This is a genomic window from Streptomyces sp. NPDC038707 (genome assembly GCF_040636485.1).
Lineage (GTDB): Bacteria > Actinomycetota > Actinomycetes > Streptomycetales > Streptomycetaceae > Streptomyces.
Genome location: NZ_JBEZUP010000004.1, coordinates 70,240 through 91,926 on the forward strand (window position 1 = coordinate 70,240; position 21,687 = coordinate 91,926).

General features: G+C 73.8%; 20 protein-coding genes. 8 read left to right on the forward strand and 12 right to left on the reverse strand.

The window, feature by feature from the left end; translation table 11 throughout:
• Window positions 1–350 precede the first annotated feature (350 nt).
• Window positions 351–1,973 (forward strand): chaperonin GroEL, encoded by a 1,623-nt coding sequence (gene groL, locus AB0E62_RS07290; RefSeq protein WP_362189398.1) that lies wholly within the window; start codon window positions 351–353, stop codon window positions 1,971–1,973.
• Between the two features lie 567 nt (window positions 1,974–2,540).
• On the opposite strand, the gene AB0E62_RS07295 is transcribed toward groL, so the two are convergent.
• From AB0E62_RS07295 to AB0E62_RS07310, 4 genes are all read right to left on the reverse strand, one after another.
• Window positions 2,541–4,097 (reverse strand): polysaccharide deacetylase family protein, encoded by a 1,557-nt coding sequence (locus AB0E62_RS07295; RefSeq protein WP_362189401.1) that lies wholly within the window; start codon window positions 4,095–4,097, stop codon window positions 2,541–2,543.
• Window positions 4,094–4,252 (reverse strand): hypothetical protein, encoded by a 159-nt coding sequence (locus AB0E62_RS07300; RefSeq protein ID WP_362189403.1) that lies wholly within the window; start codon window positions 4,250–4,252, stop codon window positions 4,094–4,096. The genes AB0E62_RS07295 and AB0E62_RS07300 overlap by 4 nt, the downstream gene beginning before the upstream one ends.
• Entirely contained in the window at window positions 4,249–5,661 is a 1,413-nt protein-coding gene (locus tag AB0E62_RS07305; RefSeq protein WP_362190117.1) for a glycosyltransferase, read from the reverse strand. Before AB0E62_RS07305 ends, AB0E62_RS07300 begins: the two co-directional genes overlap by 4 nt.
• A 62-nt stretch (window positions 5,662–5,723) precedes the next feature.
• On the reverse strand, window positions 5,724–7,097 hold the full coding sequence (locus AB0E62_RS07310) for a nucleotide sugar dehydrogenase (protein ID WP_362189406.1): 1,374 nt from the start codon (window positions 7,095–7,097) through the stop codon (window positions 5,724–5,726).
• 220 nt (window positions 7,098–7,317) lie between these two features.
• Between AB0E62_RS07310 and AB0E62_RS07315 the strand changes: the two genes are divergently transcribed.
• Window positions 7,318–8,445: an NADH:flavin oxidoreductase gene (locus tag AB0E62_RS07315; RefSeq protein WP_362189409.1), complete on the forward strand. Its 1,128-nt coding sequence runs from the start codon at window positions 7,318–7,320 to the stop codon at window positions 8,443–8,445.
• Between the two features lie 7 nt (window positions 8,446–8,452).
• Here the strand turns inward: AB0E62_RS07315 and AB0E62_RS07320 are convergent, their stop codons facing one another.
• Window positions 8,453–9,025, reverse strand: a complete 573-nt coding sequence (locus AB0E62_RS07320; protein ID WP_362189411.1) for a hypothetical protein — start codon at window positions 9,023–9,025, stop codon at window positions 8,453–8,455.
• Window positions 9,026–9,114: 89 nt separating this feature from the next.
• Here AB0E62_RS07320 and AB0E62_RS07325 point away from each other — a divergent pair, with 89 nt between their 5' ends.
• Window positions 9,115–9,798, forward strand: a complete 684-nt coding sequence (locus AB0E62_RS07325; protein WP_362189414.1) for a class I SAM-dependent methyltransferase — start codon at window positions 9,115–9,117, stop codon at window positions 9,796–9,798.
• Window positions 9,799–10,168: 370 nt separating this feature from the next.
• On the opposite strand, the gene murQ is transcribed toward AB0E62_RS07325, so the two are convergent.
• Both murQ and AB0E62_RS07335 read right to left on the reverse strand, forming a co-directional pair.
• Entirely contained in the window at window positions 10,169–11,092 is a 924-nt protein-coding gene (murQ, locus tag AB0E62_RS07330) for an N-acetylmuramic acid 6-phosphate etherase (protein ID WP_362189417.1), read from the reverse strand.
• Between the two features lie 46 nt (window positions 11,093–11,138).
• Complete coding sequence (locus tag AB0E62_RS07335; RefSeq protein WP_362189420.1) at window positions 11,139–12,044, reverse strand: MurR/RpiR family transcriptional regulator; 906 nt, start codon at window positions 12,042–12,044, stop codon at window positions 11,139–11,141.
• Window positions 12,045–12,099: 55 nt separating this feature from the next.
• Here AB0E62_RS07335 and AB0E62_RS07340 point away from each other — a divergent pair, with 55 nt between their 5' ends.
• Window positions 12,100–12,483 (forward strand): hypothetical protein, encoded by a 384-nt coding sequence (locus AB0E62_RS07340; protein ID WP_362189423.1) that lies wholly within the window; start codon window positions 12,100–12,102, stop codon window positions 12,481–12,483.
• On the forward strand, window positions 12,480–12,752 hold the full coding sequence (locus AB0E62_RS07345; protein WP_362189426.1) for a DUF4031 domain-containing protein: 273 nt from the start codon (window positions 12,480–12,482) through the stop codon (window positions 12,750–12,752). The genes AB0E62_RS07340 and AB0E62_RS07345 overlap by 4 nt, the downstream gene beginning before the upstream one ends.
• A gap of 16 nt (window positions 12,753–12,768) precedes the next feature.
• Here the strand turns inward: AB0E62_RS07345 and AB0E62_RS07350 are convergent, their stop codons facing one another.
• Together AB0E62_RS07350 and AB0E62_RS07355 are read right to left on the reverse strand one after the other, a co-directional pair.
• Window positions 12,769–13,872: a GNAT family N-acetyltransferase gene (locus AB0E62_RS07350; RefSeq protein WP_362189429.1), complete on the reverse strand. Its 1,104-nt coding sequence runs from the start codon at window positions 13,870–13,872 to the stop codon at window positions 12,769–12,771.
• Window positions 13,873–13,898: 26 nt separating this feature from the next.
• Window positions 13,899–14,543, reverse strand: a complete 645-nt coding sequence (locus tag AB0E62_RS07355) for a hypothetical protein (RefSeq protein WP_362189432.1) — start codon at window positions 14,541–14,543, stop codon at window positions 13,899–13,901.
• Between the two features lie 137 nt (window positions 14,544–14,680).
• Here AB0E62_RS07355 and AB0E62_RS07360 point away from each other — a divergent pair, with 137 nt between their 5' ends.
• Window positions 14,681–15,379, forward strand: coding sequence for a copper homeostasis protein CutC (locus AB0E62_RS07360; protein ID WP_362189435.1), 699 nt, complete (start codon window positions 14,681–14,683; stop codon window positions 15,377–15,379).
• Here the strand turns inward: AB0E62_RS07360 and AB0E62_RS07365 are convergent.
• On the reverse strand, window positions 15,376–16,092 hold the full coding sequence (locus AB0E62_RS07365) for a hypothetical protein (RefSeq protein WP_362189438.1): 717 nt from the start codon (window positions 16,090–16,092) through the stop codon (window positions 15,376–15,378). The genes AB0E62_RS07360 and AB0E62_RS07365 overlap by 4 nt on opposite strands.
• A gap of 80 nt (window positions 16,093–16,172) precedes the next feature.
• A complete protein-coding gene (locus tag AB0E62_RS07370) occupies window positions 16,173–18,149 on the reverse strand; it encodes a UvrD-helicase domain-containing protein (RefSeq protein ID WP_362190119.1) in 1,977 nt (658 codons plus the stop codon).
• Window positions 18,150–18,616: 467 nt separating this feature from the next.
• Between AB0E62_RS07370 and AB0E62_RS07375 the strand changes: the two genes are divergently transcribed.
• Together AB0E62_RS07375 and AB0E62_RS07380 are read left to right on the forward strand one after the other, a co-directional pair.
• A complete protein-coding gene (locus AB0E62_RS07375) occupies window positions 18,617–18,826 on the forward strand; it encodes a hypothetical protein (protein WP_362189441.1) in 210 nt (69 codons plus the stop codon).
• Between the two features lie 99 nt (window positions 18,827–18,925).
• The gene (locus AB0E62_RS07380) at window positions 18,926–20,002 is read left to right on the forward strand and encodes a glycosyltransferase 87 family protein (RefSeq protein WP_362190121.1); all 1,077 of its coding nucleotides are present in this window, start codon (window positions 18,926–18,928) and stop codon (window positions 20,000–20,002) included.
• On the opposite strand, the gene AB0E62_RS07385 is transcribed toward AB0E62_RS07380, so the two are convergent.
• Entirely contained in the window at window positions 19,954–21,603 is a 1,650-nt protein-coding gene (locus AB0E62_RS07385; RefSeq protein ID WP_362189443.1) for a DNA repair helicase XPB, read from the reverse strand. The two genes, AB0E62_RS07380 and AB0E62_RS07385, sit on opposite strands and share 49 nt — an antisense overlap.
• Between the last annotated feature and the right edge of the window lie 84 nt (window positions 21,604–21,687).

Consider the following 21,687-nt stretch of genomic DNA (forward strand, 5'->3'; position numbering starts at 1 on the left):
CGCCGTGCCGCCGCCGTGCCGCCGCCGTGCCGCCGCCGTGCCGCCGCCGTGCCGCCGCCGTGCCGCCGCCGTGCCGCCGCCGTGCCGCCGCCGTGTCCCCGCCGGGTCCCGGTTCCGGCGTTCGCGGGCGGCTGACGGGCACCTGTCCACCCGGCCGGGCGCTTGCACTCGACCATGCCGAGTGCTAATCATTGCGTTAGCACTCTGAAGGTGAGAGTGACAGTGAAGGACCGGGTCGGTGAGGCCCGCGGGCCGGGTGGGGCAAGGAACCACGAGGCCGGCGAGCCGTCCGTCGCGGGCGCGGGCGCGGTCCGAAGGAATCACCCCCAGTCCTGGAGGGACCACTTCACATGGCCAAGATCATCGCGTTCGACGAGGAGGCGCGGCGCGGCCTCGAGCGCGGCATGAACCAGCTCGCGGACGCCGTGAAGGTGACGCTCGGCCCCAAGGGCCGCAACGTCGTCCTCGAGAAGAAGTGGGGCGCGCCCACGATCACCAACGACGGTGTCTCCATCGCCAAGGAGATCGAGCTCGAGGACCCGTACGAGAAGATCGGCGCCGAGCTGGTCAAGGAAGTCGCCAAGAAGACGGACGACGTCGCCGGTGACGGTACGACCACCGCGACCGTGCTCGCCCAGGCCCTGGTCAAGGAGGGCCTGCGCAACGTCGCCGCCGGTGCCAACCCGATGGCTCTGAAGCGCGGCATCGAGAAGGCCGTCGAGGCCGTCTCCGCCGCCCTGCTGGAGCAGGCGAAGGACGTCGAGACCAAGGAGCAGATCGCCTCCACCGCGTCCATCTCCGCCGCCGACACCCAGATCGGCGAGCTGATCGCCGAGGCCATGGACAAGGTCGGCAAGGAAGGCGTCATCACCGTCGAGGAGAGCAACACCTTCGGTCTGGAGCTCGAGCTCACCGAGGGCATGCGCTTCGACAAGGGCTACATCTCCGCCTACTTCGCGACCGACATGGAGCGCATGGAGGCGGTTCTCGAGGACCCGTACATCCTCATCGCCAACTCCAAGATCTCCGCGGTCAAGGACCTGCTCCCGCTGCTGGAGAAGGTCATGCAGTCGGGCAAGCCGCTGCTGATCATCGCCGAGGACGTCGAGGGCGAGGCCCTGTCGACCCTGGTCGTCAACAAGATCCGCGGCACCTTCAAGTCCGTCGCCGTCAAGGCCCCGGGCTTCGGCGACCGCCGCAAGGCCATGCTCGGCGACATCGCCATCCTCACGGGCGGCGAGGTCATCTCCGAGGAGGTCGGCCTCAAGCTGGAGAACGCGACCCTGGACCTCCTGGGCCGCGCCCGCAAGGTCGTCATCACCAAGGACGAGACCACCATCGTCGACGGTGCCGGCTCCTCCGACCAGGTCAACGGCCGGGTCAACCAGATCCGCGCCGAGATCGAGAACAGCGACTCGGACTACGACCGCGAGAAGCTCCAGGAGCGCCTGGCCAAGCTCGCGGGCGGCGTGGCCGTCATCAAGGCCGGTGCCGCGACCGAGGTGGAGCTCAAGGAGCGCAAGCACCGCATCGAGGACGCCGTCCGCAACGCGAAGGCCGCCGTCGAGGAGGGCATCGTCGCCGGTGGTGGCGTGGCCCTGCTGCAGGCCTCCCAGGTCTTCGAGAAGCTGGAGCTCGAGGGTGACGAGGCGACCGGCGCCAACGCCGTGCGCATCGCCCTGGAGGCCCCGCTGAAGCAGATCGCCGTGAACGCCGGCCTCGAGGGCGGTGTCGTGGTGGAGAAGGTGCGCAACCTGACCCCGGGCCACGGCCTGAACGCCGCGACCGGCGAGTACGTCGACCTGGTCGCCGAGGGCATCATCGACCCGGCGAAGGTGACGCGTTCCGCGCTGCAGAACGCCGCGTCGATCGCCGCGCTGTTCCTCACCACCGAGGCCGTCATCGCCGACAAGCCGGAGAAGGCCGCGGCCCCGGCCGGCGGCGGCATGCCGGGCGGTGACATGGACTTCTGATCGACCCGAGGGTTGATCGCCTGTCCTTCACACCGAGGGCGGTACTCCTGGCTTCCGGCCGGGGGTACCGCCCTCGGGCGTTCCCGGCGCTTGGACTCGACACACCTCGCTCCAGCACGGGGGAGAAGCGAGCGGGCGGCCGGGGGAAAGCGGCCGGCCGAACCTGGCCGGGCCCCGCTGCCGGCTGCGTTCGCGTCGTGGGTCGGGGATGCGCGCTCGCGCCTCGCCTGCTCGCCGGGCCGGTTCGGCGTCCGACGGCCGTCGCCCGACGAGTCGGCCAGGCGGCAGGTGGGTTGTTTTGGAATGACTGTTTTCCAACCAGGCCCCCCGCGACCAGCCCGAGCAGCGCGCCCGGCCGCCCTGCCCGTAGGTGCGACCGAGCCCGCCCCCCTCCCGCCGGCAGGCCGCTAAGCCGTCCCGGCGTGCTGGCGAGGCGCGAGTGCGCCCCCTGGCGACGGGCCTTCTTGGCCGAGAAGCGAGCGGCCCCGCGGTCACTGGAAAGCTCCGTCGCGCGCGTACGGAAGGCCGCCCACCGAGGAGGGGGGCGGCCTTCCGGGGACGACGGGGTCAGGGAGCGATGTGCAGCGCCGTGAAGCGCGGCCACGCCGCCTTGCCCGTCTCGTTGCGCACCGCCAGGGACACGCCCCCGCTGGTGCGCGCCGGGTCCAGTGTCTTCGTGGCGCGAGCCACCAGCGCCTGACCGCCGTCCACGGTGACGCGGACGCCGCCGGGGGAGACCTCCAGGTCCAGCCGGTGTGCCGACGCCGGGGTGAGTTTGCCGGTCGTGACGCGTTCCGTGCCGCCGGCCGGCCGCTCGGTCACCCGCATCCCCGTTTCCGAGACGGTGACGGTGACAGGCACCAGGCTGCCGTGCCCGACCTCCACCGACGCGCTGGTCTTGGTCCCGCTCAGCCCGGCGACGGTGGCGGTCACCCGGTAGGTGTTCCAGTCCGCCGTGCCCATGGGCAGGTGGACGGCCGACACGTAGGTGCCGTTCGGCACGCCCTTGCCGGTCAGCGCCGCGAGGCCGGTGCCCGACGGGCTGCCCGGGAACCGCCACTGCTCGGGGTTGCGCAGCGGCTCGGGGACCTCGGCGGGCGAGCGGGAGACCCACTCGTTGAGCCGCTTCACGAAGGTGTCGGTGGACGTCGTCCGCATCACCTCCAGGCGCTCCACCTGCCGGGCGGCGGCCGCGCGCGGACCGGCCGGCAGGGGGCGTGAGGAGACGTTGGTCAGCGACGCGGTGAACCGTTCCCGCAGCAGCCGTTCCAGCACGGAGGTGTTCCGGGCGGCGAGGTTGGTCGGCCCGGCCGTCTCCGAGAACGGGTAGGCGAACAGCTGGGGCGCCGGCAGGTGGTGGCCGGCGAACGCCCGCAGCGACTCGTCCAGGTCGGTGCGCACCCGGGTGCGGTACTCGTCCTCGGTCTCCAGCCGCTTCGACTCGGGCAGCCAGAGCCGGTTGGCGAGCACCGACCCCTGGTGCCCGGCCGCGTCGATCGCCGCCCGCTCGTGGCTCAGGTGCGTGTGGTCCTGGAAGTCCCAGCGGCCGGAGGCCTTCATCCGGTCGATCTCGGCCCAGGAGAGGTAGTAGGGGCGGTGGGTGCCGACGGCGCCGGTGATCAGGAAGGACGCCGCGCGCATCTTGTGCTTGGCGAGGACCTGGTCGGCGTGCGCCCACAGGCCCCGGGTGCCGTCGTCGAAGGTGAGGTAGACGGTCCGCGGCGCCGGTGACGTGCCCGTGGTCAGGTAGCGGGTGAACTCCTGGGTGCTCAGGGCGCGGTAGCCCGCCGCCGTCAGCTTGGCGAGCTGGGTGTCCAGCTGCTGCGGGGTGAGGGTGTACTCGTTGGTGGGCTCCGGGTTGATGTCGTGGTAGGCGAGCACGATCGGCGCGCTCGCGGCGGCCTTGACGATCTCCCCGGTCGACTGGCCCGACTCGGCGTAGGGCGCGTCGGCCTGCGCGGACACCGCGCGCCGGGCGCTGTCGTAGCTCCACGCGCCGAGGAACGGCGTCACCACCACCAGGGCGGCGAGGGCGGCCAGCGTGCCGCGTACCGCGGGGCCGCGCAGCCGGCGGCCCGTTCCGCGTCCGGCGGCGGCCGTACGGGAGGCGCCGCGCCGGGTCACCGGGAGCCTCCCCGGGTGAGGACGACGTAGTAGAGGGCGAGCACGGCGGCGGCGGAGAGCACGGCGACGGTGAGCCGGAACAGGTGGTCGATGCCCTTGCGGACCCGGCCGCGCCGGGGCGGACGCGGTGTCGACGGGGTTGCGGTGATGCTCATGCGGGAGTCCTCGTCCAGATTCCACGGCGGAGGGTGAGAGCGGCGTACGGCAGCAGCCACGCCAGGACACAGCAGGAGAGCAGGCTCATCAGGGGCCGGTAGCGCCAGCGCCGGTCGCCCGGGTTGTCGAACCGGAACGCCAGGCCCCAGATGCTGCCCTTGAACAGCATCCCGGCCACGTAGAGCGCGGTGAGCCCGGCCGCCCAGTGCAGCGGGGCCCACACCAGGTGCAGGAAGACCAGGGCGGGGGCGGCCAGGACCCACAGGGCGTGGCCGTAGTAGAGCAGGGCCGGGACCGGGCCCCGGCGCCACATGAAGCCGCCGGTGAAGAACAGGTTGCGGATGAAACTCTTCTTCCAGCGGACCTGCTGGTGGATGAAGGGGCGCCAGTGGGCGGGCACGTTGGTCCACACCCGGGCGGACTTGGTGTAGCCCACCAGCCAGCGCCGCTCGGGGTGGTCCTGTCCGGCGATGAACGGCGAGCCGGCGTGCCGTTGTTTGAGGGCGCGTCCGCGCCAGGCCTGGCCGAGCACGTACCCGGTCAGCTGCCGGTCGGTGGCGAACCGGAAGGGGGCGCCAGCGAACCGGTCCTCCGCCCAGGCGGGCAGGTAGTTGTAGACGGCCTCGCGGCGGAACGCGGCGAGCGGGCCGGAGACGCAGGAGACCGCCCCGTACGCCGCCTCGGCCGCCTTGGCGATCCGGAACTGCCCCTCGTACCAGACGTCCTGGATCCGGGTGAGCGCGCTGCTGTGCGGGTTGAGGGCGCGGCAGTGCCCGCTGACCGCGCCGAGGTCCGGATGGCGGACCATGGCCGTCACGCAGTGCCGGATCGCGTCCGGGGCGAGGACGCAGTCGGAGTCGGTGAACATGAGGATGTCGCCGTCGGCCAGCGCGCAGGCCCGCACCAGGGCGGCCTTCTTGCCGATGTTGCGGTCCAGCCGGATGACGGTGATGCCGAGTTCGGCCGCGAGTCCGTCGAGGACCGCGCCGGTGCCGTCCCGGGAGCCGTCGTCGACGACGATGATCTGGAGGTCGGGGTAGTCGGAGGCGGCCATGGAGCGGACGCAGGCCCCGACGTTGCCGACCTCGTCCTTGACCGCGAGCAGGAAGCTGACCCTGGGCCGCTCCGGCAGCGCCGGGAACGTCTCGTGGCCCGGCGCCCGGCGGCGCAGGGTGCGCACCGCCGGGTCGTCGTACTGGGTGTAGGCGAGGTAGAGCAGGCCCGCGGTGCCGGTCAGCACGGCCAGGCCGTAGCAGGTGACCAGGCTGGGTTCGTACGGCAGCCGGACCGAGCGCCGGGCGATCAGCAGCAGCACCGGCACCAGCGCGATCAGGCCGAACAGTCGTACGAGGGCGGCGCGTTCGCGCGGGTCCATCGTCTCCAGGGCCCCGCCCAGGCGGGCCCGCAGCCGGCGGCGGAGGGGGGAACCGGCCGCGGCGGGTGCCGTGGGCAGGGTGCCGAGTACGGCGCTCACCGGACCGCGGCGGGGCCGGCGGAGCGGATGCGGTGCCGGGTGTCCAGCACCCGCTCCACCGCGTCCAGCCAGCCGAGGTCGGTGCCGGGGTGCACGGTGTGCACGATCACCAGGTCCCAGGTCTCCTCGTGCGGGTCCGCCACGGACCGCAGCTCCCGCCCGTCCACCGTCAGGCGCGGCACGTGGCAGTCGCTGTAGTGGGCGTCGGCGCCCTGCTCGGCGAGCAGGGCGAGCAGCCGCAGCGCCGGGCTCTCCCGCACGTCCGACACGCCCGGTTTGTAGGCGGCCCCGAGGACCAGGACCCGGGCGCCGTCGAGCGGGCGGCCGTCGGCGCGCAGCCGCTCGGCGGCCTGCGCGGCGATCTGCGCGGGGCGCTCGCGCAGGGCGGTCATGGCGCGGCTCAGCACCGGGGCGGACGGTCCGCCGGGCGGCAGCTGGTGCAGCAGGTAGTACGGGTCGCAGGGGATGCAGTGGCCGCCGGCGCCGGGGCCCGGGTAGAACGGCATGAAGCCGTACGGCTTGGTGGCGGCGGCGTCGATGACCTCGACGGGCGCGAGGCCGAGGTGCGCGCAGGCCTCCGACAGCTCGTTGGCGAGCGCGATGTTGACCGCGCGGAAGATGTTCTCCCAGAGCTTGGCCATCTCGGCGGTCTCCGGGTCGGGCACCTGGTGGATGCGCGAGGCGGTGGCGCGCAGCACGAAGGCGGCGGCCCGGGAGCTGACCGGACCGGCGCCGCCGACGATCCGCGGGGTGGTCTCCGGGGTGTGGCGTTCGTTGCCCGGGTCGATGCGCTCGGGGGCGAAGGCGACGAGGACGTCCCGCTCCGCCGTCAGGCCGCGGGCGGCGAGCGGGGCCAGCAGCAGGTCCCGGGTGGTGCCGACGTGGCTGGTGGAGGTCAGCACGATCAGCTGGCCCGGTACGGCCCGCTCGACCACGGTGGCGCAGGCGCCGCGCAGGGCGCGCAGGTCGGGCCGGTGGTCCTCGGTGACCGGGGTCGGGACGCAGACGATGACGGCGTCCGCGCGGGGCAGGGCGTCGACGTCCGTGGTGAGCAGGAAGTCACCGGTGTTCTGGGTGCAGGCCAGGGCGGCGTGCTGGGCCGGCAGCAGGTCCACGTTGCCGGTGCGGATGTCCGTCAGCCGCTGCTCGCTGATGTCGATGCCGAGGACGGTGGCGCCGGTGTCCAGCAGGCCGAGGGCGGTGGGCAGGCCGACGTAGCCGAGGCCGACGACCGCGACGGTCAGTCCACGCAGGGGGGCGGGGTCAGTCTCGCCGGCCGCGTCGAGGCGGTCGGTCCACCGCGTGACTCCGGGGCCGGCGACGGGCGCCCAGGTCACTCCGCTGCTCGCGTTGTGTTGCGTAATAGTCACGCTGTGTTATTTAAGGCTCGTCGCCTGATCTTCCCAGCGGCGCGACAGGGGAGCCCGGCCAATTCACCCGTTCGCCGGTGGGCGTGGCTTATGGCGGGGGTCACAGGGGCGGCGGGCGCGGTCCGGGAATGGCGTACCGGGGCCTGGACATTGCTTAAGGAGCTGCAACAATGCGTACGCACATACCGGCTGGTAAGCCTGTAACCCGCGAGGAGCCCCCATGACCACCTCCACGCCCGCCGCCTCCCGCGCGGCCCGCGTCCTGTCCCGCCCCGTCCGGCTGAACGGCCTCACCGTCCCCAACCGGATCGTGATGGCGCCGATGACCCGGATGTTCTCCCCGGACGGCATCCCCGGCGACGACGTGCGCTCGTACTACGCCCGCCGTGCCGCCGCCGGCGTCGGCCTCATCGTCACCGAGGGCACCTACGTGGGGCACGAGTCGGCCGGCGACAGCGGCCGCGTGCCCCGCTTCCACGGCGAGGAGCAGCTGGCGGGCTGGGCGAAGGTCGCCGCGGACGTGCACGAGGCGGGCGGCACCATCGTCCCGCAGCTGTGGCACATCGGCACGGTCCGCAGGCAGGGCCGGGGGCCCTACCCGGACGCCCCCGCCCTCGGCCCCTCCGGCCTGGCCGCCGCGGACGCCGAGCCCACCGGCACGGCCATGACGCAGACGGACATCGACGACGTCATAGCCGCGTTCGCCCGGGCCGCCGCCGACGCCGAGCGCATCGGCTTCGACGGCGTGGAGATCCACGGCGCCCACGGCTATCTGCTGGACCAGTTCCTGTGGGCGGGCACCAACCGCCGTACCGACGCCTACGGCGGCGACCCGGTGGCCCGCACCCGGTTCTCGGCGGAGGTCGTCGCCGCCGTCCGCGCCGCCGTCTCCCCCGGGTTCCCCGTCATCTTCCGCTACTCGCAGTGGAAGCAGCAGGACTACAGCGCCCGCCTCGCCGAGACCCCCGGCGAGCTGGAAGCCGTCCTCACCCCGCTCGCCGAGGCCGGCGTCGACGTCTTCCACGCCTCCACCCGCCGCTACTGGCTGCCCGAGTTCGACGGCTCCGACCTGAACCTGGCCGGCTGGACCAAGAAGCTCACCGGCAAGCAGGTCATCACGGTCGGATCGGTCGGCCTCGACGGCGACTTCCTCAACGGATTCCAGGGCGAGGGCTCCCCGGTCAAGGGCATCGACAACCTGCTGGACCGGCTGGAGGCCGACGAGTTCGACCTGGTGGCCGTCGGCCGGGCGCTGCTCCAGGACCCCGAGTGGGCGGCCAAGGTCCTCGCCGACCGCTTCGACGAGCTGGAGCCGTACGACCCGTCGGCCGCCAAGACCCTCAGCTGAACCGCCGCTACAGATTGCCCAGCGGCTCGATGTCGACCCGCACCGGCGTTCCCCACACCCGCAGCACCTCGTAGTCGGTGAACTCGTGGACGAGCCGGTACGCCATCGCGGGCCGGGAGCCGCGCCGCTGGGCCGCGAGGTAGGCCTCCGCCTCCCGCCGGTCCCGGCGGGGCGTGCCGCACAGCTGCCACTCCTGCCCGTTCCACAGCTCCGGCAGCCACCGCTGCTGGGGCTGCGGGCGGTCCCCGCGCACGCCGTACCGGGAGGGCGCGGTGGGGACCGGCTCCGCCGGGCGCGGCCGGGCGCCCTGGTACTCCGAGCGGCGCGCGGCCCGGCGCCGGGTCTCGCACAGCAGGCACAGGTCGGGGGCGCTCTCGTCCACGGGGCCCTGCGGGTGCTCGGGACAGCGGGTGGCGGGCGCCCCCGTGGTCACGCTGTCCTCCAGCAGGTCCAGGGCGCGCCGCAGGTCGTCCTTGATCTCGTGCAGCCGGGCGTCCGGCGTGTCGGCGGTCAGGGCCTCGCCGTGCTCCCCGAGCAGCCGGAGAGCCCGTCCGAGGGCGGTGAGCTGGGCGTGGTTCATATCGGTCGGTCGCCTCCTCCCCTCCATGGTGCCCCGGCCCGCCCGGCACCGTTTCCCGGCCATGCGGACGCGTGATGGAGTCGGACGCCATGACCACGCCCCTTCCGGCCCGCCTCCTCGCCGCCCTGCACCGCTTCAACGCGGCCCACCCCTGGGACCACAACGCCCACTACCACCCCTGGCTGCTACGGCAATTGCCCCGCCGCTTCCCGGCCGCGCTGGACGTGGGCTGCGGCAGCGGGGAACTGGCGCGGCTGCTCGCCCGGCGCGCCCGGGAGGTGCACGCCGTCGACTCCGACGCCGAAATCCTGGCCCGCGCACGGGAGTCGACGCCCGCCGCGGCCCCGGTCGCCTACCGCCTCGCCGACGCCGCCCGCGAACTCCCCGCCGGGCCCTATGACGTGATCACCTGCGTCGCCGTGCTCCACCACCTCCCCCTCGCCGAGACCCTCGCCCGGCTGCGGGACCGGCTCGCGCCCGGCGGCACGCTGGTCGTCATCGGCTGCGCGCGGGCGTCCGGCCCCCTGGACCACGCGCTCGGGCTGGTCGCCGTACCGCTGAACGCGCTGACGGGCTGGGCGAAGAACCACGGCCGGCCGGCCCCACGGCCACCGTCCATGACGGCTCCCGTCCGGGACCCGCGCGAGACCTACGCCGAGATCTCCCGCACCGCCCGCCACCTCCTGCCCGGCGCCCGGCTACGGCGCCGCCTGTACTGGCGGTACACCCTGGTGTGGCGGGCCCCGACGGGGGGAGGACGGCGGGGCGGGTGAGCGGTGGGGGCGCGACCGCCGGATTCCGGCCGGGAGGGTGAGCGGTGCCGGGGGCCGGCGTCAGGGTGTGGCGGGGCGGGACGGGATGCCGGGTCCGCGGTCGGGTGGATGACCGGCGGTGGGACGCGCCCACGCCGATCCGCCGGTCCGGAGGCCGCCTCGCCGTCCCGGCGCGCTGCGCATCTCCGGCCGGGGCGTGAGCCGCGGGTCCTGCGCGGTGTGGGGTGCGTGCCTGTGGCCGGGCCGTGAGCTGTCGGTGCCGCCCGGTGCGCGGGCGCGGCGGCCGTACGGGCGGCCGGAACCGGATCCTCGCCCGCCGCTGCCGACGGCACCACGCGGCCGGCCCGGGGGCCGGTGCCCGTGGTGTGGGTCAGCGGTGTGCGTGGGCCAGGGCGGCGCGCAGGTGGCCGCCCGATTCCTCCAGCAGGCGGGTGGCCGTGGGGCCGTCGACGCCGGCCAGCAGGGCCAGGATCGCGTGCTTCACCTCGCCGCCGGTCTCCGTGAGGGCCCGGTCGATCTCGGTGTCGCCCGCGCCCGTGGCCAGGGCGACGATCCGGTGCGAGCGGGCCCGGAGCTTGGCGTTGGAGGCCCGCACGTCGACCATCAGGTTCCCGTACGTCTTGCCGAGCCGGATCATCGTGATCGTCGACAGCATGTTCAGCACCAGCTTCTGCGCCGTGCCCGCCTTCAGCCGGGTGGAGCCGGTGATCAGCTCCGGACCGACGACCACCTCGATGCGGTGCTCCGCGGCCGCGCCCAGCGCGCTGTGCTCGTTGCAGGCCAGGCCGACGGTCAGCGCGCCGAGGGCGCGGGCGTGCTCCACGGCGCCGATGGCGTACGGGGTGCGGCCGGAGGCGGAGACGCCGACCACGCTGTCGTCGGGGGAGATCTTCAGCGCGTCCAGGTCCCGGCGGGCCAGCTCCGCGGAGTCCTCCGCGCCCTCCACGGAGGTGACCATCGCCGCGGGGCCGCCCGCGATGAGCCCGACCACCTGGTCCGGGTCGGTGTTGAAGGTGGGCGGGCACTCGGAGGCGTCCAGCACGCCGAGCCGGCCGGCGGTGCCGGCCCCGGCGTAGACGAGCCGGCCGCCGCGGGCCATGCGCTCGGCCACGGCGTCGACGGCGGCGGCGATCCGCGGCAACTGCCCGGCCACGGCACCGGGCACGCCCGCGTCCTCGCCGTTCATCAGACGGGCGATCTCCAGGGTGGGCAGCCGGTCGATGCCGGCCAGTTCGGGCCGGAAGGCCTCGGTGGTCAGGGAGGCCAGCTGACTGCGCAGGTCATGAGAGGTCATAAGGGGGGTGGCTCTCTCCGGTACGGGGACGTGCTGTCCCTACGGTCTATCGCGAAGCGCTCCGGTGCCGGTGCGCCAGCGCCTCGTAGGACGCGGCCAGCGCCGGTGCCGCCGTCTCGTACGTCCGCTGCGCCACCCCGACGAACAGACAGTCCACCACCAGCAACTGGCTCGTCCGGGAGGACATCGCGGCGGGCCGCAGCTCCGTCTCGCGCGAGGTCGACGTGGTGAGCACGAGATCGGCGTACTGGGTGACCGGCGCGTCCGGCCGGCCGGTGACGGCCACCGTCGTCGCCCCGTGCTCGAAGGCGGCCCGCAGCGGCTCGATGACGTCCCCCGTCGTCCCGGAATGGGTGATCGCGATCGCCACATCACCCGAACGGAGCTGCACCGCGTTGGTCACCGCCAGATGCGGGTCGCTGTGCGCGTGGGCTATGAGACCTATCCGCAGCAGCTTCTGGGTGAGGTCCTGGGCGACCAGCCCGGACGCCCCCACGCCGTACACATCGGTGCGCCGGGCCGCGACCAGCGCGGAGACGGCCGCGCCGAGCTGCCCGGTGTCGAGTCCGGCGGCCGTGTCGGCGAGGGTCTGCTGCTCCTCGTAGGCCAGCTTGGCGACGACGTCGTCCAGGGAGTCGTCCACCGCGATGTCGGTGGTGATCGCGGGCGCGCGGCCGGACTGCTGCTGCGCGGCGAGTCCGGCCAGGGCGAGCCGCAGGTCGCGGTAGCCGGGGTAGCCGAGCAGCCGGGCCGTGCGCACGACGGTGGCCTCGCTGGTGCCGGTGAGTTCGGCGAGGCCGGTGACCGTGAGGGCGGCACAGCCGGCCGGGTCGTTCGCGACGGCCTCGGCGACCCGCTGCATGGACCGGGTCATGGAGGGGGCGAGCGTGCGCACCTTCGCGGCGAGGGAGCCGACCGGACTGCCGAAAATTTCCTTCACGTCCTGGGTCACACGTGAAAGATATTTTCGGTTCGGTGTCCCGGTCAAGACTGCGCACAATGGGTGCATGGACCCCATCAGCCCCCTGGAACAGGCGTTGCACGCCGCTCGCGCCCTCGTGCTCGCGGACCTGGTAGCGCGCGAGGTCGCCGAGGCCGACGTGGTCTCCCTGGTGGAGGAGTCCATCGCCCAGCGGCGCTGGTGGGTCGAGCAGTGGCCGGACGGCGCCGCCTTCGTCGCCGGACTGGTCGCCCAGGACGTGCAGGACGCGCTGCTGGAGCGGTACGGCCGCTGGCCGCTGTGCCCGGTGTGCGGCTCCGGCGACCCGCACGCCCTGGACGTGGAACCGGAACTGGGCCCCGACCCGCACTGGGTGTGCCACAAGGCGGGCGTGAAGGTCGCGTCGGTGGGCGCGCTCGGCTCGGCCACGGGCGGAACGGTCTCGTCGTGACCGTGTACGTCGACCCGCCCGCCTGGCCCGGCCACGGCCGCCTGTGGTCGCACCTGGTCAGCGACGCCTCCTACGACGAACTCCACGCCTTCGCCGCCCGGTTGAGCCTGCCGCGCCGGGCCTTCGACGGCGACCACTACGACCTTCCGGAGCACCGGTACGCGGACGCGGTGGCCGCCGGGGCGGTGCAGGTCAGCAGCCGGGAAGTGGTCCGGCTGCTGCGGGAGTCGGGGCTGCGCCGGCCCAAGGCGCCGCGGGCGCGGCCCTAGGTCCGGGCGAGCGGCGTCAGGAGCGGCGCAGATACAGCCCGAGCCCGGTGTCCATGTCATGCTCCTCGTGGGCCGTCCGCTCCTCCTCCACGGTCGCCCGGACGAAGCCCGCGCGGTCCGCGACGCTCCGGGAGCCGGTGTTGCCGTGCTCGATGGCCAGCAGCACCAGATCGACGTCCTCGCGGGCCAGCGCCCACTCGGTCAGCGCGCGCAGCGCCTCGGTCGCGTAACCCTGGCCGCGGGCCTCCTCGACGAGGTCGTAACCGATCTCCACTCGGCCCTCCTCGTCCGGGACGCCGTGGAAGCCGATGCCGCCGAGCGCGCGGCCGTCCTCCTTCCGGACCAGGGCGAAGACCCCGAACTCGGGCCGGTGCACGCCCGCTTGGTACGCCTTCACCAGATGACCGGATGCCTCCCGGGTGCCCGTGTACGGCTCACCGCCGAGCCAGTCGAAGCCGCCGTCGCCGCCGAGGCGCAGGTCGTGGGCGACGGCCGGGCGGACGCCGACGAGGTCGAGGCGCTCGGCGGGGATGACCAGATTGTTGCGCCAGCGCCACTCGGTGACCGGGGCCCGGCCGGGCAGTTCGCCGCGGCCGGTGGCCCACAGCAGGGTCGGCCAGGGCTCGGCGCCCGGCTGGACGTGCGGGAACAGCCAGGTCAGGACGGACTCGGCGAGGTCGGCGGGGGGTTCGTAGGGCAGACCCAGGCCCTGGGCCATGTCATGGGTGTGCAGCAGCACCTCGGCGACGCCCATCGCGGCGAAGCCCGCGCGGTCGGCGCTGCCGAACGGATAGGGGTGGAAGGCGCGCACCCCGGGCGGGGCGGTGGTGACGGCCGCCGCGAGCAGGCCGCCGGTCGCCTCGACGATCTGGAGCAGGTCCGCGTTGCCGGCGCCCTTGTCGGGGGTCAGCTCGAAGGGGACGTAGTCGTCCTGGGCGCGTGCGACCAGATTGGACGCGTAGGCCACCAGGTCGTCGGCGACGTGCACGGCGGTGGCGCGGCAGTCCCAGTCCAGTCTCCCGGCCGGGACGGCCGTCCAGTCGCGGTCCACCGCCGGGCGCAGGGCCGCGAGGCAGCCCGCGACGGCCTCGGTCACGTCATCACCGTTCATCGATCGCATGGGCGCACCCTAGGCGGCCGCCTCCCTCAGGTCGACAGCATTTCCAGCTCGGACGCGAGGTTGTGGCGGGCGGTGGCCTCCCAGTGCTCCCGGCCGTACGGGGTGTGGAACAGCCGGGGCAGGCCGAGGAGTTGGCGCAGGATCGCCGCACGTCCCTCGCGGAAGGCGTCGGCCGGGACGAAGTGGTACTCCTCGCGGACCCGGGCGGTGTAGGCGGCGTACGCGGACGGGGGCGAGGCCAGGACCGCCAGGTCGGCGTCGCACAGCACCTGGCCGTCGGGGTCGTCGCCGGCCGGGTCGTGGCCGGCGGTGAGCCGGACCAGCCGGGCCACCCCGGCCGTCTTCGCGTCCGGCAGGCCGGCCTCCGCCAGGGCGCGCTCGGCCAGCCGCGCGGACCGCTCCTCGTTCTCGGACCGCTCGGGGAGGTAGACGGCGTCGTGGAACCAGGCGGCCAGCCGGACCGTGTCCGGGTCGGCCGCGTACCGTTCCAGGGCGTCGACGTGGTCGAGTACGGCGGTGAGGTGCGTCACCGTGTGGTAGCGGCGCTGCGGCTCCTGCCAGCGGGCCAGCAGGTTGTCGGCGTAGGGGGCGGGGTCGGGGCCGCCGCCGGGGGCGCGGGCGGCCTCCAGGGCGCGGGTGAAGCGGAGACGCAGGGCGTCGAGGTCGGCCATGGTTCCCATTGTGTCGGCCGTGCCCCGGGTGTGTGCCGTCGCGGGCCCGGTGCGTACGGCTGGCGCTCGGGGACCGGCATACTCTTCAATTGGACTAGACCTGTAGTCGCCCGACGAATGCCGATGAATGGGGTGCCATGAGCAAGCGTGCAGTCCTGGAGGTGATCGCCCTCGGCCTCGAGGACGCGGTCGCCGCCCAGGCCGGAGGCGCGGACCGGCTGGAGCTGGTCACCGAGATGGCGGCCGACGGGCTCACCCCCGCGCCCGCCACCGTCGCCGCGATCCGCGCCGCCGTCGACCTCGATCTGCGCGTGATGCTCCGCATCGCGGACGGCTTCGCGGCCGGGGACCTGGACCGGCTGGTCGGCCTGGCCGGCGAACTGCGGGAGGCCGGCGCCGACCAGTTCGTGCTCGGGTTCCTCACCGAGGACGGCGGTGCCGACGTGGCCGCCGTGGAGCGGGTCGTCGGCGCGCTCGACGGCTGCCCGTGGACCTTCCACCGGGCGATCGACCGGGCCGCCGACCGGGACGCCCTGCGCAAGCAGCTCGCCGGCCTGCCCGGCCTGGACACCTACCTCACCGCCGGCGCCGCCACCGGCGTGGACGACGGACTGCCCACGCTGCTCGCCGAGGCCGCGCGCGACGGCGGTCCGGGCTACGAGCCGCAGATCATGGTCGGCGGCGGGCTGCGCCTCGACCACGTGCCCCGGCTCCGCGAGGGCGGGATCGAGGCGTTCCACATCGGCGGCGCGGCCCGCCCCGACGGCTGGCAGGGGCCGGTCTCGGCCGACGTGGTCGCCCAGTGGCGCACCGCGCTGGACGGGGACGCCGGCTAGCCGCGCACCGGGTGCAGGCACAGCGGGGTCGCGCCGTCCGCGCTGTACTGGAGGTAGGCGTAGTAATCGCCGTCCGCGCAGTACCCGTTGTGCTGCTCGGTGATCAGGTACTGGGCGTCCGGCGAGTCGCAGGGCACGTTCCTGAGGTCCTGGTGCGGCCACTCGCGGTCGTTGTGCGCGCACGCCCCGACCGAGAGCGGCTCGGTGTTCTTGCGGGGCTGGAAGCGCACCCGGGACGGCTCGTCGGACCCGCCGGCCGCGACCAGGACCGGTACGGCGATCACCAGCGCGGCCAGGACGGCGAGCGGGACCAGCCCGGCCGGTCGCCGCAGCAGCGGGCGGCCGGGGTCCAGCGGAGGGCGCCAGGCGGCCGTCGCCGGCGCCGGCCGCCGCCGGATCCGGGCCAGCGCACCGAGGTTGAGCAGCAGGGTGGCCGGCGTGATCAGCAGCGACAGCGGCCCCCACCAGCCCCGTACCAGGGTGTCCCGCTGCATCTGGCGGAACACGGCCAGCGCGCAGGTGCGGCACAGCGTCTGTCGCCGCCGCAGGAGCCGCATCATCACCACCATGCCCTGGTGCCCGCGCACCGTCACCGGCGCGGCGGGCAGCGCCCCGCACACCTCGCACCCCGGGCCGGGGGCGGGCGGGTACGGTGCCCCGGGCTGCTGGTACGGGTACGCGGGATACGGGGAGTGCGGATACGGCGTGCTCAACGGGGGCCTTTCCAGGGGGACATGCCGGAACGGCTCAGCACCCTACTCGGCGAGCCGCGGTGGCTTCCGTGTCGTACGCCTCACGCGGCCTGTCCGGCGAGCTGCCCGGGCAGGGGGGCCGCGTGGGTCACGATCAGGCCCGACACCGCACGGGTCAGCGCCACGTACAGCCGCCGCAGGCCGGTGCGTTCGTCCGGCTCGCCGTCCACCACGGCCCGCGGCTCGTCCAGCACCACGTAGTCGTACTCCAGGCCCTTGGCGAGCGAGGCCGGCACGAGGGTCAGCCGGGTCTCGCGCGTGGTCTCCTCACCCGGCGCCAAGTACGGGATGCCGGCCTCCTCCAGGGCCTCGGCCAGCACCGGGATCCGGGCGTCGGCGGCGATCAGGCCCGTCGAGCCCTCGTTGCGCAGCAACCGCGCGCAGGCGTCGACCACATCGGCCGGCCCGGCCGCCGTACGGACCTCGAAGAACCCCGGGTTCTCCCGGACCGAGGCGACCGGGGCGAGGCCGGGCGCGATGTGCGGCAGCAGCCGGGAGGCGTACGCGATGACGTCCGTCGGCACGCGGAAACCGGCGGTCAGCTCCTCCACCGCCCCGTCCGGCTTGCCCAGGTGCGCGAGCGCCTCCGCCCAGCTGCGGGTCGCCCACGGGGTGGTGCCCTGCGCGAGGTCGCCGAGCACGGTGGCGCTGCCGGTGGTGCAGCGACGGCCCACGGCCCGGTACTGCATGGGGGACAGGTCCTGCGCCTCGTCCAGCACCACGTGTCCCAGGGAGTGCGTGCGCTGGATCAGATCGGCCGCCTCGTCGATCAGCACGGCGTCCGCCGCCGACCACCTGGCCGACTTCACGCTGCGCGCCGGCCTGGCCCACAGGATGGTCTTCTGCTCGTCCTCGTCCAGGATCCCGGCGGCGTGCTCGGCGAGGAACTCCGCGTCCGACAGCAGCCGCAGCACCAGTTTCGCCGGGTCCACGGCCGGCCAGATCGCCTTCACGGCCGCCTTCACCGCGCTGTTGCGGGCCACCGCGTCCTGCACCCGGTCGTCCGGGGCCTCCCCGGACTGCTCCATGCGCACCAGCACCGCGTGCGCGATCCGCTGCGGCAGCGCCTCGCGGGCCGCGCCGTACCGGATGTCCCGGGCCAGCAACTCGGCGACGATCTCCTCCAGTTCGTACGCCGGGATCCGCCAGCGCCGCGATCCGCGCACCACCACCACCGGTTCGGCGGGCGGGGTCACGTGCGCGTACAGGGCCCGCCGGAGCACCTCGGCCATCCGGGCGTCGCCCTTGACGATCGCCGCGGCGGCCTCGTCCGTGCCGCGCACCTCCACATGGGCGACCAGGTCGTCCACCGTCGCCTGCCGCACGGACAGCTCGCCCAGCGCGGGCAGCACCTGCTCGATGTAGTGCAGGAAGGACCGGTTCGGGCCGATGACCAAAGTGCCGGTGCGGGCCAGCCGCTCCCGGTGGGCGTACAGCAGGTACGCGACCCGGTGCAGGCCGACCGCCGTCTTCCCGGTGCCCGGACCGCCCTGCACGCAGACCGTGCCGGACAGGCCGGACCGGACGATCTCGTCCTGCTCCGGCTGGATGGTGGCGACGATGTCCCGCATCGGGCCGACGCGCGGCCGTTCGATCTCCTGCTGGAGCAGCTTGCTGGTGGCGGCCGCCTCCGCCGGGTCGGACAGGTGCTCGTCCTCGTACGCGGTCAGGTCGCCGCCGGTGTAGCCGAAGCGCCGGCGCAGCCCGATGTCCATGGGGTTCTTCTTCGACGCCCGGTAGAACGGCTGCGACACCGGTGCGCGCCAGTCGATGACCATCGGGTCGCCGTCGGCGTCGTGCACATGCCGCCGCCCGATGTAGAACCGCTCGCCCTCGGCGCCCTCGGCCTGCTCGGCGCCCGGCGCGCGCAGGTAGTCCAGGCGGCCGAAGAACAGGGGGGTGTCGCTGAGGTCGGCCAGCGCCTTGATGCGCTCGTCGATCTGGCGGGAGAGGACCTGGGCGTTGACCCAGTTCGCGGCGACGTCCTGGATGTCGAGCGCCTCCACGTCCTCGCGCATGGCGCGCAGGGCGGCACGGGACGCGGCGAGGTGGGCGCGCTCCCGGGCCAGCGGGTCGTCGAGCGGGGCGTGCGGGCCGGCGGGGGCGGTGCGCGGATCGTGGGCGGGCGTGGACAAGGGGGTGCCTCCGGTGGGCCTGCTGCGTGGGCGTGGGCGTGGGCTTCGACGGTGTCGTCCGGTTTCCGGCCGGACGACGGCACTCCGGGAGGGAGGCCGGCAAGGGCGGAGATTTTAGGCGGGGGCTCCGGGAAACGTCCAATGAATTTCCGGCACCCGGTGTTCTCCGCTGTTCTGCGTGTTCTCCGCTGCTCTCGGGGCGTTCTCCGCTGCCCTTGGGGCCCTGACCCCTAGGGGACAGGGCCCGCTAGTCTCCGGGTCGGCGTCCACCCGAGGGCCTGCGCGCGGCGGTCCGGAACTGGACCCGGGGGCCGATGTGCGGGCGGTGCCGGGCGATCCACCATGGAGGCATGAGCGCAGCGACCATCACTTCCGCCCCCTTCCGGCCGTCGTCCGGCGCCACCGCCCTGGACGGTACGCACCACCACCCGCTGGGCATCGCCCTGCGCGCGGTCAAGGTCTTCGCCGAGGCCGCGTTCGCCGTCGTCATCCTCGGCGAGTACGCCGAGTACGCCGAGTACGGCGAGTACGGCGAGGAGGCGGGCATACGCCGCATATGACGGCATAGGGTCGGTTCCGTGCGGAAACGGACGGCCCTGCTCCTGCTCGCCCTCTCCCTCGCCTCCTTCGGCACGCTGTGCGCCCTGCGCGGCGCGCCCATGGCCGACCTCCTCGTCTACCGCGCCGAGGGCGCGGCCGTGGCCCACGGCACCGACCTGTACGGCTTCACCGTCACCGAGTGGCGGCTCCCGGCGACCTACCCGCCCTTCGCCGCGATCCTGTTCGTCCCGGCGGCCTGGCTCCCCGTCCCCGTCCTGAAGACCGCCTTCCTCGCGGGCAACGTCCTCCTGCTCGCCGCCCTCGTCGTCCTGTCCGCCCGCCTGGCCCGGCGCACTCCGGCCCCGCCCGTGGTCTGCGCCGCCACCGCCCTCGCCCTCTGGCTCGAACCGGTCTTCCAGACCCTCCTGTTCGGCCAGGTCAACCTGGCCGTAGCCTGCCTGACCCTGTGGGACCTGACCCGTCCTCCGCGCGCCCGGTGGACGGGAGCGGCCCTCGGGATCGCGGCCGGGATCAAGCTCACCCCGGCCGTGTTCCTCATCTGGCTGCTGCTGCGCGGCCGGACCCGGGAGGCGGCGACCGCGCTCGCGGCCTTCGCGGGGACGGCCGGGCTCGCCGCCGTGCTGCTGCCCTCTGCGACGGTCGCCTTCTGGACCCGTGAGCTGTGGGACACCGGCCGGGTCGGCAAGGCCTGGATCGTGGACAACCAGTCCCTCCAGGGGCTGATCGCCCGGCTGCTCGGCGATCCCGCGCCGGGTCCCGGCTGGGTGCTGCCGGCGGCGGTCACCGGTGCCGCCGGGCTGTGGCTCGCGGCCCGCGCCCGGCAGGAGCGGCACGGCATCCTGCTCATCGCGGGCACGGCCCTGCTGGTCTGCCCGATCAGCTGGTCCCATCACTGGGTGTGGTGCGTGCCGCTGCTCGCGGTACTGCTCGGCGACGGCCGGCGGTGGGCGGCGACGGCCACGGCGGTGGTCTTCACCGCCCGCACCCTGTGGCTCGTCCCGCACGCGGGCGACCGGGACCTGCACCTGCCGTGGTGGCAGCAGCCGGCGGCCTCGCCGTACCCGCTGCTGGTGCTGGCCCTGCTGGTCCTGCCGGCGGGGGCGGCGGCAGCGCGCCGCCCGCCGGGTCAGGCCGCGCCCTCCGCCAGGATCTCGTCGGCGTCCACGATCCGGTAGGCGTAGCCCTGCTCGGCCAGGAACCGCTGCCGGTGCGCGGCGAAGTCCTGGTCGATGGTGTCGCGGGCGACCACCGAGTAGAAGTGCGCCTGGTGGCCGTCGGCCTTGGGGCGCAGCACCCGGCCGAGCCGCTGGGCCTCCTCCTGCCGGGAGCCGAAGGTGCCGGACACCTGGATGGCGACCGTGGCCTCCGGCAGGTCGATGGAGAAGTTCGCGACCTTCGACACCACCAGCACGCTGATCTCGCCCTCACGGAAGGCGTCGAAAAGCTTCTCGCGCTGGGCGTTGGAGGTCTCCCCCTTGATGACAGGAGCGTTCAGATGCTCACCCAGCTCGTCCAGCTGGTCGATGTACTGGCCGATGACCAGGATCTGCTGCCCCGCGAACCGGCGGACGATCGCCTCGGTGACCTTCCGCTTGGTCGCGGTGGTCGCGCAGAAGCGGTACTTCTCCTCCGCCTCGGCCGTCGCGTACGCCAGCCGCTCGGAGTCGGTCAGGTTCACCCGGACCTCGACGCAGTCGGCGGGCGCGATGTAGCCCTGCGCCTCGATCTCCTTCCACGGCGCGTCGAACCGCTTGGGCCCGATGAGGGAGAACACGTCCGACTCCCGGCCGTCCTCGCGCACCAGGGTGGCCGTGAGCCCCAGCCGGCGGCGCGCCTGGAGGTCGGCGGTGAACTTGAACACGGGGGCGGGCAGCAGGTGCACCTCGTCGTAGACGATCAGCCCCCAGTCCCGGGAGTCGAACAGCTCCAGGTGCGGGTAGACGCCCTTCCGCTTGGTCGTCAGCACCTGGTAGGTGGCGATGGTGACCGGCCGGATCTCCTTCTTGGTGCCGCTGTACTCGCCGATCTCCTCCTCGGTCAGCGAGGTCCGCTTCACCAGCTCGTGCTTCCACTGCCGGGCGGAGACGGTGTTGGTGACGAGGATCAGCGTGGTCGACTTCGCCTGGGCCATCGACCCCGCGCCGACCAGCGTCTTCCCGGCGCCGCAGGGCAGCACGACCACGCCGCTGCCGCCGTGCCAGAAGTTCTCCACGGCCTGCTTCTGGTACGGGCGCAGCGTCCAGTCGTCCTCCAGCAGGTCGATCGGGTGCGCCTCGCCGTCCACGTACCCGGCGAGGTCCTCGGCCGGCCAGCCCAGCTTCAGCAGCATCTGCTTGATCTGGCCGCGCTCGGAGGGGTGCACGGCGACCGTGTCCGGGTCGATCCGGGCGCCGACCAGCGGGCTGATCCGCTTGGACTTCAGCACCTCCTCCAGCACCGGCCGGTCGGTCGTGGTCAGGACGAGTCCGTGCGCGGGGTGCTTGGAGAGGGTGAGCCGGCCGTAGCGGTCCATCGTCTCGGCGATGTCCACGAGCAGCGCGTGCGGCACGGGATAGCGGCTGTACTCCACCAGCGCGTCCACGACCTGCTCGGCGTCGTGCCCGGCGGCGCGCGCGTTCCACAGGCCGAGCGGGGTGACGCGGTAGGTGTGGATGTGCTCGGGCGCCCGCTCCAGCTCGGCGAAGGGCGCGATGGCCCGGCGGCAGTCGTCGGCCCGCTCGTGGTCGACTTCCAGCAGCAGGGTCTTGTCGGACTGGACGATCAGTGGACCATTCACGCGCGGCACACCCTTTCCACAACGGCCAAACGTCCAGTGTGCCTCATCGAGCGGGTTTGTCCGGAGGGCGCGGGACCGGCGGCC